The 22,223-nt window shown below is 48.7% G+C and carries 19 protein-coding genes and 1 riboswitch; of the genes, 8 read left to right on the forward strand and 11 right to left on the reverse strand.

Annotated features, from left to right (window positions below; genetic code table 11):
- Nucleotides 1-72: 72 nt before the first annotated feature.
- The 4 genes from HMPREF3144_RS07865 to folB form a co-directional block, all read right to left on the reverse strand.
- Nucleotides 73-927 (reverse strand): pirin family protein, encoded by an 855-nt coding sequence (locus HMPREF3144_RS07865; RefSeq protein WP_018026511.1) that lies wholly within the window; start codon nt 925-927, stop codon nt 73-75.
- A gap of 92 nt (nt 928-1,019) precedes the next feature.
- Nucleotides 1,020-1,892 carry an NADPH-dependent 7-cyano-7-deazaguanine reductase QueF gene (queF, locus tag HMPREF3144_RS07870; RefSeq protein ID WP_070477321.1) on the reverse strand — a complete coding sequence of 291 codons (873 nt, stop codon included), beginning with the start codon at nt 1,890-1,892 and terminating at the stop codon, nt 1,020-1,022.
- On the reverse strand, nt 1,885-2,835 hold the full coding sequence (gene ttcA, locus HMPREF3144_RS07875; protein ID WP_083290424.1) for a tRNA 2-thiocytidine(32) synthetase TtcA: 951 nt from the start codon (nt 2,833-2,835) through the stop codon (nt 1,885-1,887). The genes queF and ttcA overlap by 8 nt, the downstream gene beginning before the upstream one ends.
- 14 nt (nt 2,836-2,849) lie before the next feature.
- A complete protein-coding gene (gene folB / locus HMPREF3144_RS07880) occupies nt 2,850-3,209 on the reverse strand; it encodes a dihydroneopterin aldolase (RefSeq protein WP_018026514.1) in 360 nt (119 codons plus the stop codon).
- A 77-nt stretch (nt 3,210-3,286) separates the two neighbouring features.
- Here folB and HMPREF3144_RS07885 point away from each other — a divergent pair, with 77 nt between their 5' ends.
- Nucleotides 3,287-4,207 carry an NAD(P)/FAD-dependent oxidoreductase gene (locus HMPREF3144_RS07885; protein ID WP_070477323.1) on the forward strand — a complete coding sequence of 307 codons (921 nt, stop codon included), beginning with the start codon at nt 3,287-3,289 and terminating at the stop codon, nt 4,205-4,207.
- Here the strand turns inward: HMPREF3144_RS07885 and HMPREF3144_RS07890 are convergent.
- A complete protein-coding gene (locus HMPREF3144_RS07890; RefSeq protein WP_070477325.1) occupies nt 4,204-5,073 on the reverse strand; it encodes an ABC transporter substrate-binding protein in 870 nt (289 codons plus the stop codon). The genes HMPREF3144_RS07885 and HMPREF3144_RS07890 overlap by 4 nt on opposite strands.
- Before the next feature lie 81 nt (nt 5,074-5,154).
- Nucleotides 5,155-7,047, reverse strand: a complete 1,893-nt coding sequence (locus tag HMPREF3144_RS07895) for a TonB-dependent receptor plug domain-containing protein (RefSeq protein WP_070477327.1) — start codon at nt 7,045-7,047, stop codon at nt 5,155-5,157.
- A gap of 40 nt (nt 7,048-7,087) precedes the next feature.
- A riboswitch (cobalamin riboswitch) is annotated at nt 7,088-7,290 on the reverse strand.
- Nucleotides 7,291-7,520: 230 nt separating this feature from the next.
- On the opposite strand from HMPREF3144_RS07895, the gene metH reads away from it, so the two are divergent.
- Nucleotides 7,521-11,297 (forward strand): methionine synthase, encoded by a 3,777-nt coding sequence (gene metH / locus HMPREF3144_RS07900; protein ID WP_070477329.1) that lies wholly within the window; start codon nt 7,521-7,523, stop codon nt 11,295-11,297.
- 30 nt (nt 11,298-11,327) lie between these two features.
- Nucleotides 11,328-12,134, forward strand: coding sequence for a helix-turn-helix transcriptional regulator (locus HMPREF3144_RS07905; RefSeq protein WP_081941461.1), 807 nt, complete (start codon nt 11,328-11,330; stop codon nt 12,132-12,134).
- A gap of 53 nt (nt 12,135-12,187) precedes the next feature.
- Here HMPREF3144_RS07905 and HMPREF3144_RS07910 read toward each other — a convergent pair whose 3' ends face one another.
- Entirely contained in the window at nt 12,188-12,973 is a 786-nt protein-coding gene (locus tag HMPREF3144_RS07910) for an enoyl-CoA hydratase (RefSeq protein WP_070477331.1), read from the reverse strand.
- A gap of 137 nt (nt 12,974-13,110) precedes the next feature.
- Between HMPREF3144_RS07910 and HMPREF3144_RS07915 the strand changes: the two genes are divergently transcribed.
- Together HMPREF3144_RS07915 and HMPREF3144_RS07920 are read left to right on the forward strand one after the other, a co-directional pair.
- The gene (locus tag HMPREF3144_RS07915; RefSeq protein WP_070469867.1) at nt 13,111-14,538 is read left to right on the forward strand and encodes an MFS transporter; all 1,428 of its coding nucleotides are present in this window, start codon (nt 13,111-13,113) and stop codon (nt 14,536-14,538) included.
- Between the two features lie 152 nt (nt 14,539-14,690).
- Complete coding sequence (locus HMPREF3144_RS07920; RefSeq protein WP_036557321.1) at nt 14,691-15,329, forward strand: YiaD family glycine zipper/OmpA-like lipoprotein; 639 nt, start codon at nt 14,691-14,693, stop codon at nt 15,327-15,329.
- A gap of 53 nt (nt 15,330-15,382) precedes the next feature.
- Here the strand turns inward: HMPREF3144_RS07920 and HMPREF3144_RS07925 are convergent, their stop codons facing one another.
- The 3 genes from HMPREF3144_RS07925 to panD form a co-directional block, all read right to left on the reverse strand.
- Nucleotides 15,383-16,264, reverse strand: a complete 882-nt coding sequence (locus HMPREF3144_RS07925; protein ID WP_070477333.1) for an NRDE family protein — start codon at nt 16,262-16,264, stop codon at nt 15,383-15,385.
- Nucleotides 16,265-16,280: 16 nt separating this feature from the next.
- Nucleotides 16,281-16,508, reverse strand: coding sequence for an HP1242/YdcH family protein (locus tag HMPREF3144_RS07930; RefSeq protein ID WP_018026524.1), 228 nt, complete (start codon nt 16,506-16,508; stop codon nt 16,281-16,283).
- Nucleotides 16,509-16,631: 123 nt separating this feature from the next.
- Nucleotides 16,632-17,015 carry an aspartate 1-decarboxylase gene (panD, locus tag HMPREF3144_RS07935; RefSeq protein WP_018026525.1) on the reverse strand — a complete coding sequence of 128 codons (384 nt, stop codon included), beginning with the start codon at nt 17,013-17,015 and terminating at the stop codon, nt 16,632-16,634.
- 327 nt (nt 17,016-17,342) lie between these two features.
- Here panD and pyrC point away from each other — a divergent pair, with 327 nt between their 5' ends.
- Nucleotides 17,343-18,422 carry a dihydroorotase gene (gene pyrC, locus HMPREF3144_RS07940; protein WP_036557326.1) on the forward strand — a complete coding sequence of 360 codons (1,080 nt, stop codon included), beginning with the start codon at nt 17,343-17,345 and terminating at the stop codon, nt 18,420-18,422.
- A 22-nt stretch (nt 18,423-18,444) separates the two neighbouring features.
- Nucleotides 18,445-19,134: an O-methyltransferase gene (locus HMPREF3144_RS07945; RefSeq protein ID WP_018026527.1), complete on the forward strand. Its 690-nt coding sequence runs from the start codon at nt 18,445-18,447 to the stop codon at nt 19,132-19,134.
- A gap of 16 nt (nt 19,135-19,150) precedes the next feature.
- Here HMPREF3144_RS07945 and HMPREF3144_RS07950 read toward each other — a convergent pair whose 3' ends face one another.
- Nucleotides 19,151-20,986 carry an ATP-binding cassette domain-containing protein gene (locus tag HMPREF3144_RS07950; protein ID WP_070477335.1) on the reverse strand — a complete coding sequence of 612 codons (1,836 nt, stop codon included), beginning with the start codon at nt 20,984-20,986 and terminating at the stop codon, nt 19,151-19,153.
- 126 nt (nt 20,987-21,112) lie between these two features.
- Between HMPREF3144_RS07950 and HMPREF3144_RS07955 the strand changes: the two genes are divergently transcribed.
- Nucleotides 21,113-22,201 carry an SCO family protein gene (locus HMPREF3144_RS07955; protein WP_070477337.1) on the forward strand — a complete coding sequence of 363 codons (1,089 nt, stop codon included), beginning with the start codon at nt 21,113-21,115 and terminating at the stop codon, nt 22,199-22,201.
- Nucleotides 22,202-22,223: the final 22 nt, after the last annotated feature.

The following is a 22,223-nucleotide window of genomic DNA, read 5'->3' on the forward strand; positions in this document are numbered from 1 at the left end:
AGGAAATTTGAGGGGTTATTGCAAAGGTCTCACTTTGTGTATCTCAACACCTTTAATTCGCTTTCACACAGTTTAGGCAAATAAGCCTGCCTGATAGTCCTGAAAAGCTTGGATGATTTCCTCTCTCGTATTCATCACAAAGGGGCCATGTTGAAAGATTGGCTCATTTAGCGGCTTACCTGCAATAATTAGCACGCGGCTGTCTTCGCTGGCCGTGAGGCTGACCCCGTCAGCTTCTGGATCATTATTTAATAAAGCTAGTTGCGTCGCTGCAACTTCCGTGCCTGCGACCTCTACTCGACCGTCGTATACCACGATAAAGGCATTATGCCTTGCCGGGATCGCCGCTTCAAAGCGCTTACCGGCAGCTAGCATAACATCGAGATATAGGGGCTCCGTGTGTTCACGTTGTACGGCTCCTCGCACGCCGTGGCTTTGACCGGCAATCACCGTGACCTTTAGCCCTTCAGCTTCGCTGCCATAGCTTGGCAGTTCCGGCTGTTGGAAATCCTTGTACCAGGGCTCAATTAGCTTGTCTTTAGCTGGCAGATTTAGCCACAGTTGGAAACCACGCATCAGCCCGTTTTCCTGCTGAGGGATTTCGGAGTGAATTAGGCCACGACCGGCGGTCATCCATTGGACACCGCCATTTTCTAACAGCCCTTCATTACCTTGGCTGTCACGATGTAACATACGACCCTCGATCATATAGGTAACGGTCTCAAAGCCGCGGTGAGGGTGGTTAGGGAAGCCAGCGATATAATCATCGGGATTGTCACTGCCAAAGCAGTCCAGCATGAGAAAGGGATCCAGACGACGTTGTAAATTGCTGCTTAATAAACGGGTGAGCTTTACTCCAGCGCCATCGCTTGTCTGTTGACCGCGAAAGATTTCTTCTATCGTGCGTGATTTAGTGATTTTAGACATTGACTCATCCTGATAAATGTAAGTGGTTAGCTTTGATCTAGTCTAGTAGATGGTGCTAAGCGCCTGAAATACAAGGATAAAAGCGCTTGTTTTTATTGCCTTGCTAGGCGATTAAAGGGGGTCAATAGTTGCTCCATTCCTTTGATAATGGCTTGGCTACTCGCACGCCAAGGATTAATATCCAAACCGCCCCGCCGTGTATAGCGGGCCATAACAAATAAAGCTTCCGGCGCGCAATACTTCATTAAATCGCAGTAAATCTCTTCGACGCAGAGCTCATGAAAGCCGTTATGCTGTCGATAGGAGACGATATAGCGTAAAAACGCCGCCGGATCGATAGTCTGCCCTTGATAGGCAATGATCACTGTGCCCCAGTCGGGTTGATTGGTGACAGGGCAGTTGGACTTTAATAAGTTCGAATACAGGATGCCTGCTTGTTCGGCTTGTTCCGCTTCTGCGTCTGTCTCGCTATCGAGTAGCTGTAGTAAGGCCGGATTGGCGTCATAACAATCAATGCTTATCGCTAAGTCATCGACACAATCACCGAGTGGTTCGATGATTTGCGCGTCTTGCCACGACTGAGGGGACAGTAGTTGAATCGTGACTTTGCCACCGGCCGCTTGGCTGAGGTCCTTCGTCATGCGCTCGATCACTTGTTCGGGGGCATCGAATTTGCTCTGATTAAAGGAATTTAGATAAAGCTTAAAGGATTTAGATTCAATCAGGTATGGGTTGGACACTGCAAAATCAAAAGAGGCGATAGCTACCACTGGTTTACCTCTACTGTCTAACCAGGAGATTTCAAAGGCAGTCCAAAGATCAGCGCCAATCCAGTTAGGCGTGTTTGCGGCGCGCGAATCCTCACGTGTGACGACACGGGCAATGGGAAAGAGTAGGCTTGGATCGTATTGATTGGGGTACTGTGTTGTTTGCCCCAAGTTGCTATCACTGATTTGTTTAGGCATTGCTTTTTCTAATAAGTTGAACAATATGTTGTTGCTTCGTTGGATTCTCTTCTAAGTCGGGAAAAGGCTCGCTATCAAAGGCGGTATCACCCTCTGGATTATCTTGAAAATCAGGGCGTAAATTGACAAAGTCAAACAGCTCCCGGTCCATCAGATGCGACGGTACGATATTGGCTAAGGCTTTATAGGTATTCCAGACCTTTTTAGGACTTTCCTTTTCCCATTGGCGAATCATGCGATTAATTTCCTGCCGCTTGAGATTTTCCTGAGAACCGCAGAGATTGCACGGGATAATCGGAAAATTCTGCAACTCGGCAAATTTAATAATATCGCTCTCAGCGACATAAGCCAGGGGTCTAATAACGGTATGCTTGCCATTATCCGAGACCAACTTAGGTGGCATGGACTTGAGCTTTGCCGCGTAAAATAGGTTTAAGAAAAAGGTCGCTAAAATATCATCCCGATGGTGACCTAGGGCGATTTTATTGCAGCCGAACTCCTCAGCAACGCGATATAAAATGCCTCGGCGCAAGCGTGAGCATAATGAACAGGTGGTTTTACCCTCGGGGATCACACGCTTTACAATGGAATAAGTATCCTGATTTTCAATATGAAAGGGTACACCGATACTGCTTAAATACGTCGGTAGCACATGCGCTGGAAAGCCTGGTTGCTTTTGGTCCAGATTGACCGCTAGCAATTCAAAGCGTATTGGCGCACGCTTTTGTAGGGTGCGCAGCACTTCCAGTAGGGTATAGGAGTCCTTGCCGCCGGATAGGCAGACCATGACCTTATCACCGTCTTCGATCATGTTGTAATCGGTGATGGCTGTGGCTGTTTCACGAATGATTTTTTTAGTCAGCTTGTTATTACGCTGACGTTGGCGCTCCGATAGCTCGGACTCATGCTCATTTACGGTAGAAGTAGCTTGGTTTATACTCATAGACTTATAGTGGCTTAGCGGCTTACATTAAACTCAATGCCCACGGCATCACAATCATCAAAGGCTGAGGGCTTGCTGATGCGCAGTTTAACCGCCACCACTTCGCTAAAGTCATTGAGTAAGCGAGTGGTAATCATTTGCCCTAGCGCCTCCACCAGATGGACGTGCTTGCGTGTGCATTCTTCAATAATGGCTTGACGAAGCTGTCTATAATCAAGCACAGTCTTAATATCAAGATCGTTAACATCTTGTGTGGGTTGGACGCTGATCTCAACGTCTACATAAATGCGTTGTGTGTTTTTCAGCTCACGCGGTAACACACCGATGCGCGCCTCAATCGCAAGGCGCTTAAAAAAGATGGTAATGGTATTCATAGTATCGATTCAATGTGATTAGGCTATATTTTAGTCTCTTGGACGGAGAAATGCTTGTTTGAAAAGGATTTATGACAATGAGAACAGAGACGATTGCTACGGAAGCGACTGCTTATGATTCAATCATTGTCGGCGCAGGTGTGGCCGGTGTTACCTGTGCTGTTTGGCTTAAACGCATGGGCTATTCGGTGTTGTTGTTAGAGGCGACACAGCAGATTGGTGGTATGTGTGCGCGTAATCCCTTTATGGATGAGTGGAATCCTACCGCACCAGGGCTTAGCGGTAAGGAGGTTGCAGCTAATTTAGTGCGTAGTTTAGCCGCAGCCGAGATTGAGGTGCAGTTGCAGCATCAGGTGCAGTCGGTTGAGTCTAAGGCGGAGGGCTTTAGGCTACAAGTCGTTGCGCCAACTCAGCAGCAAGTATATGTTAGGGCTAAAAAGCTGGTGGTTGCTACTGGTGTGGATTATAAAGTGCCCGCAGAATGTGTTGGTCAGTCATTTGATGATGTGTTGATTGGCGCAGGCGCGCGCTTAAATAATTACGATTTTAAAGCGAAGCGCGTTGCGGTATTAGGGGGTGGGGACAATGCCTTAGAAAATGCGGTCTTTGCCCTAAACCGTGGCGCAGCCTCAGTACATGTGTATGCCAGAACCTTGCGTGGACAAAGCCATTGGTTAACGCGTTTAAAGGCTGAGCAAATAAGCGTGGGAGACTATGACTTTGATCCACAACAGAAAAAAGTCGCTCAGCAGTTTTATGATGTGGTTTTGGTATTTTATGGCTATGAGCCTCAAGCCCAGTGGCTCAAGGGGCTACCCATTGACCTTGATGATAAAGGCTACATTGAGGTGGATTTTCGTACGGCACAAACGGCGGTGCCCTCTCTGTATGCTATTGGCGAGGTCACACGAAGGCAGCATCCTTGTGTGGTCACGGCGATGGCTGATGGGGTGACAGCGGCTAAGGCAATACAGCGGGCGTTGGATTTAGGGGTTTAGTGTGTGGCTTTGTGAAGCGCAGCACAGATGCTTGGCAAGGTATGGATAAAGCGCAAGCTTGGGCGGTGCAAAATATCCACATCAACGCTAATTAGCTGCTCGGCTTGCACAGTGAGACCAAGCTTTTGCAGGCGAGCTAAGACAGCAGCTTGGGCGAGTTGTTTGCCATTGGCTTGATCGCTGCGATAGCCGTGGATTATAAATTCTGGCCGCTTGACTAAGAGTGCTTCCGGATCGACTAAAAAACTGCTTTGCTTGAGCTCAGCAAAGATATTCTCAGCCTGACAGCCTTTAAGCGCTGCGCTAAGAAAGCTCTGATCGCTGATACTGTAGAGGGGTTGCTCAGCAATCAGAAAAAATACACTTTTGCCTTGACGACTTGCGTACGTGGCGGTCATCTCATGCCAAGCCATTTCGACCTGTTGAATTTTATCTTCGATGAGCGCTGCTTTTTGGGGATCCGTTTGTGCTAGGGCTAGCAGTTGACGCCAATCAGCAAAAAGTGCCGGCACGCTCTGTGGCTGAGAAATCCATAGTCTCATGCCGAGCTTGCGGGCGATTTTTTCAATGCTGACTGAGCTTGAGTAGCTTAATAAAATATCCGCACCATAGCGTAGCAGTAGCTCTTGATTGGGCTCCAAGCCAGAGCCAATGCGGGGTAGCTTTTTAGCTGCTGCTGGGTAGTTGCTATACGCATCCACCGCAACTAATTGCTGTTGCAGCTCTAAATCATACACCATCTCGGTCAGATGTGGTGCCAAGCTAATTAGCCGTGGAGGCGACTGTTCAAGCGCCCACGCCTTGGTGGTGAGAAAGAGTAAATTTAAGCTTAAAGTAATTAAGCAAAGCCATTGTTTTATCTGCATTGGATAAACTAAAAAAGCTGCTTATGGGAAGCTTAGATTTTACTCCCACTTAAAGCAGCTTTTGAAGGAACTAAGGAACAATTATTGCTTGGGCTGCCAACTTAGGTTGACAAAGACATTGCTGCCTTGGCCGCGATAGCCGTGACTTGGCGCATATTTTTTATCGAACACATTATTCCAATGAAGTTGTGCCGAGAATTCCTTGCTCAGTTGCGCTTTGGCAGATAAATTCACAATGCCATAACCGCCTAAACGCTTTTCAGGTGTGTTGTCCTTATCATCAAAGCGTGAGCCGATGTGCATAAACTCAGCGCCTAACTCAAAGCGTTCATAACGTTGTACTACACCAGCACGATAGACTTGACGCGCCCGACGTAATAAACGCTTTTTAGTGCTGTCATCCTTGTGATCCAAGAAGTCTGCACCTGCGTAAATTAGCGTAGTGCCAAAATCGTGGGAGGCATTTAGGCTGATACCACGAATGCTTGCTTTTTCCGTGTTACTGGTAGAAGCTGGGAACATGCTAAGGTCATAGGGATTGATCAAGTCACGGTACTTACTATGAAAAGCACGTAAACTGGCTGAGCTAGTCTCATTTTCAAAGCTAATATGGGCTTCGAGATTACGCGATTTTTCAGGTTTTAGCTCGGGGTTGCCCTTAAAGCCCCATTCAAGTGGTGCATAGAGATCATAAAAGCTTGGCATTCTAAAACCAGTATTTGCCGCCACCCCCACAGTGACTTCCTCTGTGATATCCAGGTCATACGCTAAGCTACCGGTCGTGCGAGCGCCATAATCTGTGTAGCGATCGTTTCGGATGCTTGCTTGCACATGATGACGATCCATAAAATGGCCTTGGTAAATCGCACCAAAGGAATTGGTGTTGCGTTTGTTTTTATCAAATTGGCTTGAAGAAGCAATGCGCTCTTTGTAGCCTTCATAAAACACGGAGATGATTTGATCCGGCGTGAGGCTGAAGTCATGCTGCCAGCTAAAACTATTTTGATAGTTGCGATTATTTGAGTCACCGAAAGGACCGTTGTTAAACATGGAGGTTTTCACAAAGCCATAGCGCAAGGTGCTCTGCCACCAATCGGTGATTTTATTGCTGTTGCTAACACCGTAAACCTGCTGACGCTGTTTGACATGGGCACCGACGGGATCAAATTGACCCGCATCATAATCCCCATTTAAATAACTATTAAAAAAGTGCACACCAATGCGTTGTTCAGGCGCCCAGGTCCAACCGAAGCTGCCACTTAGGCTATGTTGCTGATAACCGTCATCGTCTGGATGATAGCTAAAGACATTGTCTTTGGTGGTGGCATTATAACCATCGGATCTGGCATAAAGCGCATTGAGGCTGTAATCAAAGGTGCCATCAGCGCCTGAGAAGCCAGCGCCACTGCGGGCCGTACCCTGGCTGCCAAAGCCAATATCTGCATAGGGGCTAAAGTCGCGGATCTCACCAGGAGCCACTTCGGTCACTAAATTAACCACTCCGCCCATGGCACTTGAGCCCCATAAACTGCTGGCAGAACCACGAACCATCTCAACCCGCTCAAAGGCACGAGGATTGAGGGTGCCCCATGGGATACTGTTACCGCTCACCGGATTATTGATGCGGATACCGTTTAGCATAATCAAGTTTTGATCACCCCATGCACCGCGCATGGAAATACCTGATGTAGTCTGCGGACCGCCACTATCGTACATTTGGATGCCGGGTTGGCGTGCTAGCGTGCGCAAAATCGTAGCGTCAGTTGATTGACGTAGTTGCACGCCGTCAATCACTGAGATATCACCAATGGCACGATCGATGGTTTGGGCACTACGAGAAGCAATAACTACCAGCGGTGGTAATGGTTGAATTTCCGGCTGCGTATTTTGAGTGTCGGTGCTTTGTGCTGTTGCAGTAGATGTAAATACATAAGCGACAGCCAAGGCTGTCGTCAAGGAGGAGACTTTAAACATGAACAATCCTGTGAATGTGCGACCCCGCACATAATGATAAAAAACCAGGTAGATTGCGGGCTGGTATCGGGCTTGAAAAATTAGATAGGAGACAAATTAATCATTACCGTTGCGGGGGCAGCACAGTTTTGCTCAGTTCCTAAAGGAGTGGGTGGAGTATGAGCAGCCTGTTTCCCATTTAACTTACGCAGCGACAGAATGGTGTTCTATTTAGCCGTAAGCACCCATCAATCCTGCAAGTATTGTAACAAAAATTCATTTTTTTATTAGGCGAGGGCTCATAATTAGGGGCTTTCGCCTAATAAGTGGTGTTTAAAAGCAACAAAATGTTATCAGCTCACACCAGCCCAAACTGCTTTTAAAGCGCCGTGCCTTTAGCATCAAGTGTGTGAGACGAAGTCTAGGCCGTGTTTAGTGAAGCGGGCTGACGTATAATATAAGACTTTATTTTTCTTTGTTTTAAAGGGTTTGTCGTGTCTTATCCAACCTTGCCTTATCCAATCGATTCTTATACACATGGGGCGGAGTTTGTCCGTCGTCTCAGCGGCGATGATATTTTGCTGCTGGATGGGGCGATGGGAACGATGATTCAGACCTACAAACTGGGTGAGCAGGATTTTCGGGGCGAGCGTTTTGCCGATCATCATAAGGATGTAAAGGGTAATAACGAGCTACTTTCTCTGGTGCGTCCAGATATTATCGCTGCCATTCATGAGCAGTATTTAGCGGCTGGCGCAGATATTATCAGTACCAATACCTTTGGTGCGACGCGCGTGGCGCAGGGTGATTATGATTTGCCAGAGATTGCTTATGAGTTGAATAAGGCCTCGGCTGAGTTGGCCAAGGCCGCCGTGTTGAAATACAGCACCCCAGAGCAACCCCGTTTTGTGGCGGGCGCCTTAGGACCGCAGCCTAAGACTGCTTCCATTTCCCCCGATGTGAATGACCCCGGTGCGCGTAATATCACCTTCGACCAATTAAGAGATGCCTATACGGAGCAGCTCCATGGCTTACTTGATGGCGGAATTGATATTGTTTTATTAGAAACAATTTTCGATACGCTGAATGCCAAAGCCGCTATTTTTGCGGTTGAGACGGTGTTTGAAGAACGTGGTGTGCGCTTGCCTGTGATGATTTCCGGTACGGTGACCGATGCGTCTGGTCGTATTCTTTCCGGTCAAACGGTTGAGGCCTTCTGGAACTCCGTGCGCCATGCGCGACCGCTGACCATCGGCTTAAACTGTGCCTTAGGCGCCGCCTTGATGCGACCTTATGTGGCGGAGCTGGCTAAGATCTGCGGTACCTATATCTGTGTTTATCCTAATGCCGGTCTACCAAACCCCATGTCTGAAACCGGTTTTGACGAGACGCCCGATGTGACCTCCTCCTTACTTAGGGAGTTTGCAGAGGCGGGCTTTGTTAACGTGGTTGGCGGCTGTTGCGGTACCACGCCTGAGCATATTACTGCCATTCGGGAGCAAGTACGTGGTGTGCCGGCACGCAAGGTGCCCGACATTCCAATTAAGACGCGTTTGTCCGGTTTGGAGCCCTTAAATATTGATGAAGACAGCTTATTTGTCAACGTCGGGGAGCGGACTAACGTAACTGGCTCTAAGGCTTTTTTACGCTTGATTCGCGAGGAGAAATACGACGAAGCCTTAGCGGTGGCGCGCCAGCAGGTGGAAAATGGGGCGCAGATTATTGATATTAATATGGACGAGGCCATGCTAGATGCTAAGCAATGCATGGTGCGTTTTCTGAATCTCATCGCTTCGGAGCCAGATATTTCACGGGTGCCGATTATGATCGATTCTTCCAAGTGGGAGGTGATTGAGGCCGGCCTGAAGTGTATTCAAGGCAAAGCGGTCGTTAACTCGATCTCCATGAAAGAGGGGGTGGAGGAGTTTAAAGCGCATGCAAAATTATGTATGCGCTATGGTGCTGCCGTGGTAGTGATGGCATTTGATGAGCAGGGTCAGGCCGATAATCTGCAACGGCGTATCGAGATTTGCGAAAGAGCCTATCGGATCCTGGTTGATGAAGTCGGTTTTGCACCGGAAGATATTATTTTCGACCCCAATGTCTTTGCCATTGCCACCGGGCTGGAAGAGCATAATCGCTACGCCATGGACTTTATCGAAGGGGTGAAGTGGATTCATGAGAATCTGCCGCATGCACGTATTTCCGGTGGTATTTCCAATGTCAGTTTCTCGTTCCGTGGTAATGAAGTGATGCGTGAAGCCATTCATACCGTCTTTTTATATTATGCCATTCGTGAGGGATTGACCATGGGCATTGTTAACGCCGGTATGTTGGGCGTGTATGCCGATTTGGATCAGCTCACCCGTGATTTGGTTGAGGATGTGATTTTTAATCGCAGTGAGCCGGTAGGTAAAACCGATCCGCATGATACCCGAACTAATACTGAACGTCTGGTGGAGCATGCAGAAAGCGTGCGCGGCAACGTCGTGCGTAAAGAGGAGGATCTGAGTTGGCGTGAAGCGCCAGTGCGTCAGCGCCTGATTCACGCCATGGTTCATGGCATCACAACCTATATTGTTGAAGACACAGAAGAAGTTCGTCAGGAAATTACCAATGCCGGCGGTCGTCCGATTGAGGTGATCGAAGGGCCGTTAATGGACGGGATGAATATTGTGGGTGATTTGTTCGGCGACGGTAAAATGTTCCTACCACAGGTGGTCAAGTCAGCCCGTGTGATGAAGGAAGCAGTGGCGCATTTGGTACCTTTTATTGAGGAGGAAAAGCGCCAGATTGAAGCGGCCGGAGGTGATGTACGCGCCAAGGGTAAAATTGTAATTGCTACGGTCAAGGGCGATGTACACGATATTGGTAAAAATATTGTGGACGTGGTACTGCAGTGTAATAACTTCGACGTGGTGAATATGGGCGTGATGGTACCCGCTGCCGATATTCTTAATAAGGCCAAAGAGGTCAATGCAGATATTGTTGGTCTGTCCGGTCTGATCACCCCCAGTCTTGAGGAAATGCAGTTTGTGGCGGCGGAAATGCAACGCGACCCTTATTTTACGGAGCGCAAAATTCCTTTAATGATTGGCGGTGCTACCACGAGCCGTGTACATACCGCAGTTAAAATCGCCCCGAATTATGAGGGACCAGTGATCTATGTGCCGGATGCCAGCCGTTCGGTGGGTGTTTGTACGGCCCTCGTGTCGGATGATGTGGATAGCTTTGTCGAAAAACTCGACCAGGAATATGAGCAGGTGCGTCAGCGTCATGCGAATCGCAAGGCCAATCCTATGATTTCCATTGAAGAAGCGCGGGCGAATCGGGTTGCCATCGATTGGAGCAATTACACCCCACCCAAGCCGAAGTTTATTGGCCGTCGTGAGATCGTGAATTTTGATTTGGCGGAGATTGTAAAGTATTTTGACTGGGGACCGTTCTTTAATTCGTGGGGGCTTTTCGGTAAGTACCCAGCCATTCTAGAGGATGAGGTCGTGGGCAAAGAGGCGCAAGAGCTATTTGCAAATGCCCAAGTCATGCTTAAAAAAATCATTGACGGTCGCTGGTTGACCGCCAGTGGCGTGGTAGGCTTTTATCCTGCCAATTCGATTAATGATGACGATATTGAGCTGTATACGGATGAGTCTCGTTCTGAGGTACTACTGACTTGGCGCAATCTACGTTCTCAAGGCAAAAAGCGTACTGGTATCGCTAATAAATGCTTAGCGGATTATATTGCCCCTAAGGCGAGCGGTGTCCAAGACTATATTGGCATGTTTGCCGTTACCGGTGGTTTGGGTATTGAAAAGCATGTTGCACGGTTTGAGGCCGAGGGCGATGATTATTCATCGATTATGATTAAGGCGCTAGCCGATCGCTTTGCCGAGGGCTTGGCGGAGGCCTTACACCATCGTGTACGTACCGATCTCTGGGGCTATGTGCCGGATGAGCACTTAGATAATCAAGCCTTGATTGATGAGAAGTATCAAGGCATACGGCCAGCGCCCGGCTATCCAGCCTGTCCTGAGCATACGGTCAAAGCGGCAATGTTTGAGGTGCTGGCGCCTGAGCATATCGGTATGCAACTCACTGAGAGTTATGCGATGATTCCAGCTTCTAGTGTGTCCGGTTTTTATTTTAGTCACCCCGAGTCTTCATACTTTAATGTGGGCACCATTGGTGATGATCAGTTGCATGATTATGCTGAACGTTGCAATATCTCTCTTGGACAAGCAAAACGTCAGCTTAGCAGCGTGCTTGAGTAGAGTTTAGCTTTAATCGATAAGGGGGGTAACATGGCGCGTTTTGGTTCACTCAAACAAAAGGAATTAGGCGATTTTCTGCGTCAGGCGCGAGCTAAGGTGACTCCCGGTATGGCGGGGCTACCCAATTATGGACGCCGTCGCACGCCGGGACTACGGCGTGAGGAGGTGGCTCAATTAAGCGGCATCAGTGTGACATGGTACACCTGGATTGAGCAGGGTCGTGACTTGAGAGTGTCGGCTGAGGTTTGGTCGGCACTAGCTGATGCGCTGCATTTAAACCCGGTGGAACGAGCCTATTTATTTCAACTCGCTGAGCAAAGTGATCCGGATCGGGAAAAGGCCTCCGCCGGTAGTTTGCCATTGTCCTTGGCGGATTCGGTGCAACAGATAAGCACACCTGCCTATATTCTGGATAGGTATTGGAATATTCTTTATTTTAATCCGCAGTTAGACGATCTGTTTGCTAACTGGCCTAGCCGTCAGGGTGCTAGCGCTGCGAATTTGCTGCGTTTTATTTTCTTAGAGCCCCAGGCGCGCCATATTATCGTCGATTGGGAGGAACGGGCGCGGCGTTCAGTGGCCGAGCTACGTGCTGATATTGCGCCTTTTATGGAAGAGAGTGAGGTGCGAGAGTTTCTCGACAGCTTTAGCAGTCTCAGTGGGGAATTTGCTCAGTTTTGGGGGCAGCGTGCGGTGCAAGCCAGAGAGGGTGGCAGTCGCAGCTTTAATCATCCGCAATTAGGTGAATTAAGCTTTGAACAACTCACCTTCAGACTGGCCACGCATCTGGACTATAAATTAGTGATGTTAATTAAGCACTCATACGCTACTGCTTGAGATAGGACTTGGCACCTCCGTCGCATGCTGTAACATGAGGGGCTAGCTCTTAACTAGGAGCTCCATACCGGTGCCCGCTTTTGAATAAAGGCATCAATGCCTTCGGCCACATCATCCTCCATCATATTTTGTGCCATTACCTCGCTCGCATAGGCATAAGCCTCGGCGAGCGGCATTTCAAGTTGCTGATAAAACATGCGTTTGCCATAACGAACCGCAGCATTGCTTTTGGCGACAATATCATTGACTAAACTCTGTACCCGTGCGTCAAGCTCGGCGGGTGTTACTACGTCATTAATCAGCCCCCACCGTTGAGCGCTGTGGGCATCAATAAAGCGTCCGGTAAAGAGCATTTCAAAGGCTTGCTTAGTTGGTACATTACGACTTAATGGCACCGCCGGGGTAGAGCAAAAGAGACCGACATTGATCCCTGATACGGCAAACTTCGCCGTGTCCGCACTTATCGCTAAATCACACGCCGCCACTAATTGACAACCGGCAGCGGTGGCAATGCCTTGTACCTTAGCAATGACGGGGACTGGCAAAGCACGAATTAGTTGCATTAACTGGCCGCAGTGAGTAAAAAGCTCACGGTAGTAATTTAAATCGGGTTTGCTGCGCATCTCCTTAAGATCGTGCCCGGCACAAAAAGCTCGACCCTGCGCCTCAATCACCACGCAACGTAGTGTCGTGTCCTCCTGCAAGGGTGCTAAGTAGTCGATTAAAGCCTGTAGTAGCGCCTCGGATAAGGCATTAAACTGATGGGCTCGATTTAGGCTAATGGTGATCACGTCCTCTTCGCGACGGGTGAGGATCAGTGCTTGATCAGCGTTGGGCATATTGTCTCCTGGTGGCTGTTTTTATTTTTATAAGCATAACATTTTCAAAAGCCTAGGGTAAATGTCTGACTGCGGCCAAGGCTGCCTAATTTGGTAGAATAGCCCATCTTTTATGGATTTAGAATGTTGGATGAATTATGCCTAATCAATTAAAGACCCCTACACAACAGGGTGGATGGGCCGAGCTCTTGGGTGGTCGCAATGGTTTAAGAGCGATCGCACTCTGCGGGGGCGTGGCGGTGCATGCGATTAATGTCTATATCGTCACCACGATTATGCCTTCGGTGGTGCGAGATATCGGTGGGATTGATTACTACGCATGGAATACCTCCTTATTTGTGGCGGCATCGATTATCGGCTCCACCGTAGCCGTACGCCTAATGGAGCGCTTGGGTTTACGTTCTGCCTATTTACTGAGCATTTTTGTGTTTATCTTGGGTTCTATCTTGGCTGCGCTTGCGCCCAGCATGCCTTTTCTGCTGTGTGGCCGCACTATCCAAGGCTTGGGTGGTGGCGTGATGCTTGGGCTCAGCTATGCTTCGGTGCGCTTGGTCTTTGCAGCACATTTATGGTCCCGTGCTATGGCATTGATCTCAACCATGTGGGGTGTGTCGACCCTAACCGGTCCCGCCGTCGGTGGTTTATTTGCCGAGCACGGTGCCTGGCGCCTAGCACTCTGGTCAACCGTGCCAATCGCCTTGGTTGTAGCTTGCTTGGTGTTAAGCCAAGTGCCCCAGCGAACGGTTGCCATGGACACGCATACAAAAAGCGAGTTGCCTTTGCTTAAGATTCTGTTGTTGAGCCTTTCCGTGATTATTCTGTCCTTGGGCAGTTTAGGCGATTCGTGGTTACTTAGAATAACGGTGTTATTGGCGGTGGGCCTGATTTTGTTTTTTATTGCACGCAGTGACTTAACAGGGGATAAGCCTTTATTTCCGACTGCACTGTATTCTTGGAAGCATCCCGTAGGGGCGTTGTTTGCAGGCGTGCTGTTACTTAGTATGGGGGTGACCACCGAGGTTTTTATCCCGTACTTTTTGGAGAATATTCATGGCCTGCGCCCCTTATTCGCTGGCTATATGGCAGCATCCATGTCTGCAGCGTGGACAGTAGGTACGCTTAGTACGGCATCTAAGTCGAGCCAGACGGTTAATAAGCTACTGTTTTATAGCCCTTTACTTTCCGCTAGCTCTTTATTCATTTTAGGCTTGTTGATGCCGTGGCAAGCACTGAGTAGCGAATGGTCTTTGGTCGGCTTATTAATTATTCCTTTATTTGGTATTGGCTTAGGGGTGGGCATGTCTTGGTCGCATATCTTGGCGCGTATTTTAATGGCTGCCGATAAGGGGCAGGAGAATCAGACCTCGAGTGCCATTACCACGGTGCAATTGTATGCAGTTTCTTTGGGTACGGCCTTGGGCGGTATGATTGTAGCAATGGCAGGTTTTAATCGGGGCGACTTAGCCGGCACGCAATCAGCCTCGGCTGCGTTATTGCTTAGTTTTGCGGTGCTGCCTTTGGTGTTTGTGATGCTCTCTAAAGCGGCCCGCACAGGCTTTAAGTAGGCGCTGTGGGAATAGTTACAATTACTTAAGGTTGAATGCTTTAAGCTTTGATAATATGAATAAATTCAATTACCGGAAGGGTAATTTAAAAGTCTGCGTAATGCTATTTTATGGTTACAAGGATTTCACCATATGAGACTAGGAGAAATAGGATGAAAATCAAATCAATGCGTTTAGGTGGTATGGTTTTAGCAGCGACCTTAGTGGCTGGTTGTGCCACTCAAGGTGGTCAGACAGCAGCGGGTGCTGGTGTGGGTGCTGCCGTGGGGGCTGGTTTGGGCGCACTGATCGGTGATAGCTCCAAAGCGGCTGGTATTGGTGCCGGTATCGGTGCTGTAGCAGGTGGCATTGTTGGTTATAACTGGGATCGTCTACGTGGCAATATCAACAAAGCCGGCGGTCAAGAGTTAGGTATTACAACGACTCAGATGCCTGACGGTAGTCTCAAGGTGTATATCCCTGAAAATGCCACTTTTGATATCGGTAAATACGATCTTAAGGCGGATTTATATCCTGTCTTAAACCAAGTTGCTGCTGAGATGAATACTCATCAGCAATTGCGTGTGAAGTCCGTTGGTCACACCGATAGCACGGGTTCGGTTTCAATTAACCAGCCACTATCTAATAACCGCGCTTCTGCAGTGACGAATTACTTAGCCAGTCAGGGCGTAGCTCAAGGGCGTATGATGGTTGAGGGTCGCGCTGCCAATGATCCAATTGCCTCTAATGATACCGCCGAGGGTCGTCGTATGAACCGTCGTGTTGAATTGTTCTTGTATGCGGTTGAATAAGCGTCGCTGAGTTAATCGCATAATACAAAGCAGAGCCTAGGTGCTCTGCTTTTTTAATGACCGCGAATCACTTGCCCCTGTCGCTGAAAAAAATAACGTTGCTGGATAATGTGCGCTTGAGGGTCAAAACTGCGTTCAGCCAGAAAGCTGCTACCATCCTTGAAGATTAAAACAATGCTTGAGCTACGGGTGCCGTAATCTGGGCTGATAATAAAGGGGCTGCTGAGCAGTTGTTCAAGTTCCTTAGTAATACCGGTTTGAGGTAGTCGCTCCGGTGCAGCTTGCTGCGTATCTGCCAAGCGCGCAAATACCTCCCCCGTAAAATCACGAACGAAGCTGCTCTGAGGCTCGTGAAAATCATGAGGGCGAAGTGCTGATACATCCACCTGCGCTAAGCTTTTGCCAAGGGCCTCTGTCTTGGGCCATGGGGTGTATAAATTGGCGTTGGAGAGGGTGTAACTACCCGCTTTGAGGGGGTGTAAATGCTGCTTGTGGGAGCAGGTATCTGCTGCAATAAGGGCGTAATTGCTTAAGTAATAAAGTGCTTTAGCATCACCGAAGATCAGATTAAAGCCATTGTAGCTGTCTAAGGGGCCTTGCTTCTGAAGCCACTGCGCTAAGGGATCTGCATCGTGCCAATGCGCTGGATCTGCCGCATGATGTCGCAGGGCATTAAGTACTAAAGCACCACGACTAGTCGCGGTGCTTTTGAGCGCCATGGGATGGCGAATATTGGTAATTAATGCGGCACCGCCTTGGCGATTCATACCTAACCACGTACCACCGGCTTCTAAGTCGCGACCGGCAATGATCGTATCGTGATCTGGCCAGATATCGGTATAGGCCGTGGGACGACGGTGAAATTCATCGCGATTAGCCGCTATAAATAATGCAATCTCTTGCTCTGGTTGAAAGCGTAGATAGGCGATGCACATTTAATTAATACAAGACCTAGTGCTTGCCGTCGGCCTTAAGTAGTAGTTGGTAAATTTGATCCTTAAGTACAAGCTTTTCTTTTTTGAGCTTATCAATTTCTAAGTCTGCATGGATGGCCGTAGCCGCATTTTGCTCCATGCGAATGATCTTGTGATCAAGTTCGTTATGCTGATCGAATAGCTTTTCAAAGTGTGCATCTTCTTGGCGAAGCTTAGCGATTAGATCTCGATATTCAGGGAACATATGTTTATATCCTTTATGAAGAGTTAAAAGCCTGAATTGCTGTAGCAATTGTTAAAAACTAGGAAAGCACTGAAATGACTTGCTCAATCACCAGCACCTACCTATATTATCCATGAAAAAGGACTACCTGATGGTCGCTTCTGCCTCATAGTCAAGAATTTCCTGAATGGTGTTGTCAGGATTCATAATGGCCACTTTAGGGCGGTGATTTTTTGCTTCTTCGTCAGTCACATAGACGTAAGACATGATAATCACGACATCACCTTTTTGTACTAAACGAGCGGCGGCGCCATTAAGGCAAATTACACGACTACCGCGCTCGCCCTCAATGACATAGGTTTCTAAACGGGCGCCGTTGTTATTGTTCACAATGGCGACTTTTTCATTGGCTAATAGACCCACAGCATCCATGATGTCGCGATCGATAGTCACGGAGCCGATATAGTTTAAGTCGGCTTCGGTCACCACAGCGCGGTGGATTTTGCTGTTCATCATAATACGCATCATAGTTTTCTCTGATTTAAGTTAATTACTTGGAGCTAAGGTGTGCGCTGAGGGGCTGGTTAAAATCCGGCGTCTTTGCCTTGTATCGAAACCTGTCGCCGATACTCGGGCTTAATCAAGCATTGATTTAAAGCGGCGGCTAAACTGTCGCTTGATATTGCTCGTTAAACCGCTCTGGTACGGCTTCTCGGGCAAGTAAAGCTGCCCCAGCGCTGATGGATAAAGCGTGATATTGTAAGGCATTCATTATACAAATGTTTTTAAAAGCTTGCTTAAAAAGCTAAAATAACCACAGTTCGAGATTTTTACTGTTTTTGATTAGGATGTATTATGCAAATTAGTGAGGATAACATCACCCTTATACGCCCAGACGATTGGCATCTGCACTTAAGAGATGGTGAGGCATTGGCTCATGTGGTGGCAGACACCGCTAAGCAGATTAAACGCGCTGTGATTATGCCGAATCTGGTACCACCGGTCACCACCACGGCGCAGGCGCAAGCCTATCATCAGCGTATTATGCAGGCCTTAGCAGACTCCCCAGATGCGCAGGCGGATCCCTCCTTATTAGGCTTTGAGCCCTTGATGACACTGTATTTGACAGATAACACCGCCGCCGAGGAGATTGTTCGGGCTAAGGCTTCTGGCTTAGTTTACGCAGTCAAGCTGTACCCAGCCGGCGCCACTACCAATTCTGACGCTGGCGTGACCGATCTGTTGGGGAATTGCTCTGCGGTGTTGGAACAGATGCAGCAACTCGGGATGCCATTATTAGTGCACGGTGAGGTCACTGATCCGACGATTGATGTATTTGATCGCGAGGCGGTCTTTATTGATCGGGTGATGCTGCCTTTGCGTCAACGCTTTCCTGAGTTAAAGGTGGTGTTTGAGCATATTACAACCAAAGAGGGGGCGCACTATGTGCGGGATGCAGAGGGGCCAGTAGCCGCCACGATCACGCCGCAACACCTACTGTATAACCGCAATGCTATTTTTACTAATGGTTTGCAGCCACATTATTACTGTCTGCCGGTTTTAAAGCGTGAGGTGCATCGACAAGCGCTGGTAGAAGCGGCGACTAGCGGTTCAGGACGCTTTTTTATGGGCACCGACAGTGCGCCCCATGCGCGCGGTCTGAAGGAGCAGAGTGGTGGTTGTGCGGGTTGTTATTCAGCGCTGCATGCCCTGGAGCTTTATGCGCAGGCATTTGATATGGCTGGCAAACTTGAGCAGTTAGAGGGCTTCACCAGTCTGTATGGTGCGGATTTTTACGGTTTAGCACGTAATACCGAGACCATTAGCTTAAAGCGTCAAGCCTTTGAGGTGCCGACGCACCTACCGTATGTTAATGGTGATACCCTCGTGCCATTGGCTGCAGGTACCACCTTAAACTGGACCTTTGAAGCTTAACAACTCGTTCTCGGAGTAGTAAATGACAGCAGATGCGAAGCGCATGGTGGATTTGCAGCAGGCAGCGGCGGTGGATGCCTATTTTTATCAGCATTTAATTGCCCAAGATAGTTTATTGGCGGAGGTGTTGGAGCGCTCAAAGCAGCACCCGATCCCTTTTGTTCATGTGTCACCTACACAGGGTAAGTTATTAAAGCTCTTAGTGCAGATGATGGCCGCCAAGCGGGTCTTAGAGATTGGTACCTTAGCCGCTTATAGCACCATTTGGATGGGCTTGGCATTGCCCGAGGACGGTAAAATCATCACCTTAGATTATGATGCAAAGCATGTGGCGATTGCGCGTGACAATATTGCATTTGCGGGAATGAGCGATAAAATCGAGGTACTTGAGGGGCCCGCAGCCGATACCTTGCAGCGTCTAATCGATGAGGGCTGTGAACCCTTTGATTTTGTGTTTATTGATGCTGATAAGGGGAATAATCCACGTTATTTGGAGCTGTGTTTACAGCTGTCGCGACCGGGGACGGTGATTATCGGGGATAATGTCGTGCGTCATGGTAAGGTAATCGATGAAAACGCACGCGGGTCTAATATCAAGGGGCTACGTAGCTTTTTTGAGTTGATGAGTCAGCATCCGCAGCTTGATGCGACCGCCATACAGACGGTGGGTGCAAAGAGCTGGGACGGCTTTTCAATGGCTATTGTGAAATAAGCGCATAGGCCATCGCTTAGTTGCTCGTTTTGCTCTCAAGCAATTCCCAACGTTCAAATAGCGTGTCCAGTTCATCGCTTAGTTGTAGCAACTCCTCTTGAATGGCTTGTGCTTTGGCTGAGCCCTCGGCATAGGTATCCGGGTGGCTCAGTTGCTCTGATAATTGGGCTTGCTTAGCCTCAAGTGCTGCAATTTTTTCGGGTAGTTGGTCTAGCTCTTTTTGTTCCCAAGGGCTGATGCGATTGCTGCGTGCGCTGCGTGGCTTAGGCGCTTCCTTGGGTTTGTCTTTAGCTAGCTCAGCCTGAATGCTTGGCTGCGTCTTGGCTTTATCTTTGCTCGCTGCGGTGGCTCTGGCGGCAGCGCTTTGCTCCAACCAGTCCTCATAGCCGCCCACGTAGTCGCGCCAATGACCATCACCCTCATAAGCAATGGTTTGTGTCACTACATTATCCAAAAAGCTGCGGTCATGACTGACGAGTAGGACGGTGCCATTAAAGTCCTGAATCAGCTCCTCTAGTAGCTCTAGGGTTTCAATATCTAAGTCATTGGTGGGTTCATCCATGACTAAGACATTGGCGGGGCGTGCAAAGAGTCGCGCCATCAGGAGACGCGCTCGCTCGCCACCGGAGAGGCTGCTAACTGGAGATTGCGCACGTGCCGGTGGGAATAAAAAATCACCTAAGTAGCTCATCACATGCTGGCGCTTATCGCCAATCTCAACCCATTCGCTACCAGGATTGATCACTTCGGTGAGCTTGGCATTTTCATCTAATTGCTCACGCATTTGGTCAAAGTAGGCGATATTAAGATTGGTGCCGAGCTTTACCGTGCCTGCGGTGGGCTCTAAACGGCCCAAGATGATTTTGAGGAGGGTGGTTTTACCGACACCGTTGGGACCGATTAGGCCGATACGGTCACCGCGCAAAATCGTGGTGCTATAGTCCTTGATCACTTCCTTGTCACCAAAACGATGCGAGATATGCTCTAATTCGGCAACGATTTTGCCGGAGCGATCGCCGGCATCAATGGCAAAGTTCACCTTGCCTTGTACTTCGCGGCGAGCCTGACGCTCGACTCTAAGTGCCTTAAGGCGACGTACCCGACCCTCGTTACGCGTACGTCTTGCCTCAATGCCTTTGCGAATCCAGACTTCCTCCTGCGCTAGAAACTTATCAAAACGCTCTTGCGCCTTGGCTTCGGCAGCGAGCCACTCGGCTTTATGTTCCTGCCAGCGACTAAAGTTACCAGGAAAACTCAATAATTGACCGCGGTCCAACTCAACAATGCGATTAGTGACATTATCCAAAAAGCGACGGTCGTGAGTAATGATCATGCAGCTGATGCCGCTACTTTTAAGCTGTTGTTCTAACCAGGCAATGCCTTCAAAGTCTAGATGGTTTGTCGGTTCATCCAGCAGCACTAGGTCCGCTTGTTCAACAATGGCGCGCGCTAAGGCAATACGCTTACGGGTGCCGCCCGATAAGCCAGCAATTTTAGCTTCGGGGTTGAGACCTAATTCATCAATAATCGCCTCGGCGCGGGAGGGCTTGGCCCAATCCTCGGTCGCTAAGTAATCACCAGCAATCGTATCAAGTACGGTTTTATCAGGATCTAAGTCCGGCTCTTGCTCTACCGTGATGACCTTAAGACCACCTTGGCGTTGGATCTCGCCATCATCAGCTTCGCTACGACCATCAATTAAACGCAGCAAGGAAGACTTACCGGCGCCATTGCGACCGATTAAGCCGATGCGCTCGCCTTCAGCAATGATCAAGTCGGCCTGGTCTAGCAGCGCATGATGACCATAGGATAGGCTGACGTTGATAAGGGAAATAAGGGCTTGTCCTGACATAAAGCGATGTATAAACAGTAAAAATTGCACAAAAGAAGCTAATATTATAGAGGAACTGCCATGTTTGCGTTAAAAACCAGGTCTTGCGCTGTGTGGCGTTGTTAGCCTGAGTTGTTGGAGCCATAGATGATAAGAGCATTTTTTATAAAGAGTTTAGTCTGCTTTTTAGCATTCCTTAGTGGCACTGTTTATGCCCAAAGCCTCCGCTTTGACTTGTTTGATAATAAGGGTCCCGTGAGTCATGAAAGTTATCCGGGTAAGTACTTGCTTATGGCGATTGGCTACACCTCCTGCCCTGATATTTGCCCAACCACGCTTTATGAATTCGGTGCCGTCATGCGCGCGATTAAAAATCCGGATGCCATTCAGCCATTATTTGTGACGATTGATCCGACGAATGACGAGGTAAATCGTTTAAATGCTTATACTGGCTTTTTTGATAAGCGTATCGTGGGTTTATCAGGGACTAAAGAAAATATCAAGCACTTTGCCGATCAATTGGGGGCGACCTATGGCTATAGTCTGCATGGTAAACGAATCGAAGACCCAGCGCCTGGCATGTCCTACGCGGTTTATCACAGTGCGTTAATCTATTTGATTGGACCCGATCGTGAGCTGCTTGATGTGTATGACTATCAGATCGGGGTAGAGGGGCTGGTAGAGGCGCTCGATGAGGTGCTAGGCAGCCCTGAGGCTGAGGCTAATCCTAGTAGCGCGATGTTATCTGCCAGACAGACGTCGGAGGCCGCGGTGCGAGCGCCTGCGAAAGTGACGCCGGCACTAAACTGTGAGCTGCCGGAGGGCTTTGTTGACTCTAAAGAAGCCCATGAGTTATCGACACTACTTGATTCCGCTCCCGCATCAAGGGTGAGCTTATTAAATTTGTGGGCCACTTGGTGTGCACCATGTCGTGTAGAGTTGCCCATTCTGGATACGTTTGCAGGGTCACAAAATGATATGTCGGTGATTGCTTTAAACTTAAATGAACCGACAGAAAGGGTTGCCGAGTTTTTTAAAGCCCAGGCGATAAAAAATTTGCAGCCACAACGGAGCGAGGATAATGCGCTTTTACGTCGTCTGGGTGGTATCGGCTTGCCCTTTAATGCACTATTTGTTGATGGTCAGGCGGTGGCCATTAAAAACGGCGTCATTAAAGAAACCGAGGGGCTCAGTCATTACGCCCAGTGTGTTAAGGCACACGCAGTGAGCCAGTAGCCAGAGTTAAATTAAGCAAATG

Origin of the sequence: Oligella sp. HMSC05A10, from assembly GCF_001808335.1 — a bacterium.
GTDB lineage: Bacteria > Pseudomonadota > Gammaproteobacteria > Burkholderiales > Burkholderiaceae_B > Oligella > Oligella urethralis.

Bases quoted from the DNA above. Each gene is read 5' to 3' on its own strand.
- HMPREF3144_RS07865 (WP_018026511.1), bottom strand. From the start codon at position 927: ATGTCTAAAATCACTAAATCACGCACGATAGAAGAAATCTTTCGCGGT.
- queF (WP_070477321.1), bottom strand. From the start codon at position 1,892: ATGCCTAAACAAATCAGTGATAGCAACTTGGGGCAAACAACACAGTAC.
- ttcA (WP_083290424.1), bottom strand. From the start codon at position 2,835: ATGAGTATAAACCAAGCTACTTCTACCGTAAATGAGCATGAGTCCGAG.
- folB (WP_018026514.1), bottom strand. From the start codon at position 3,209: ATGAATACCATTACCATCTTTTTTAAGCGCCTTGCGATTGAGGCGCGC.
- HMPREF3144_RS07885 (WP_070477323.1), top strand. From the start codon at position 3,287: ATGAGAACAGAGACGATTGCTACGGAAGCGACTGCTTATGATTCAATC.
- HMPREF3144_RS07890 (WP_070477325.1), bottom strand. From the start codon at position 5,073: ATGCAGATAAAACAATGGCTTTGCTTAATTACTTTAAGCTTAAATTTA.
- HMPREF3144_RS07895 (WP_070477327.1), bottom strand. From the start codon at position 7,047: ATGTTTAAAGTCTCCTCCTTGACGACAGCCTTGGCTGTCGCTTATGTA.
- HMPREF3144_RS07905 (WP_081941461.1), top strand. From the start codon at position 11,328: ATGGCGCGTTTTGGTTCACTCAAACAAAAGGAATTAGGCGATTTTCTG.
- HMPREF3144_RS07910 (WP_070477331.1), bottom strand. From the start codon at position 12,973: ATGCCCAACGCTGATCAAGCACTGATCCTCACCCGTCGCGAAGAGGAC.
- HMPREF3144_RS07915 (WP_070469867.1), top strand. From the start codon at position 13,111: ATGCCTAATCAATTAAAGACCCCTACACAACAGGGTGGATGGGCCGAG.
- HMPREF3144_RS07920 (WP_036557321.1), top strand. From the start codon at position 14,691: ATGAAAATCAAATCAATGCGTTTAGGTGGTATGGTTTTAGCAGCGACC.
- HMPREF3144_RS07925 (WP_070477333.1), bottom strand. From the start codon at position 16,264: ATGTGCATCGCCTATCTACGCTTTCAACCAGAGCAAGAGATTGCATTA.
- HMPREF3144_RS07930 (WP_018026524.1), bottom strand. From the start codon at position 16,508: ATGTTCCCTGAATATCGAGATCTAATCGCTAAGCTTCGCCAAGAAGAT.
- panD (WP_018026525.1), bottom strand. From the start codon at position 17,015: ATGATGCGTATTATGATGAACAGCAAAATCCACCGCGCTGTGGTGACC.
- pyrC (WP_036557326.1), top strand. From the start codon at position 17,343: ATGCAAATTAGTGAGGATAACATCACCCTTATACGCCCAGACGATTGG.
- HMPREF3144_RS07945 (WP_018026527.1), top strand. From the start codon at position 18,445: ATGACAGCAGATGCGAAGCGCATGGTGGATTTGCAGCAGGCAGCGGCG.
- HMPREF3144_RS07950 (WP_070477335.1), bottom strand. From the start codon at position 20,986: ATGTCAGGACAAGCCCTTATTTCCCTTATCAACGTCAGCCTATCCTAT.
- HMPREF3144_RS07955 (WP_070477337.1), top strand. From the start codon at position 21,113: ATGATAAGAGCATTTTTTATAAAGAGTTTAGTCTGCTTTTTAGCATTC.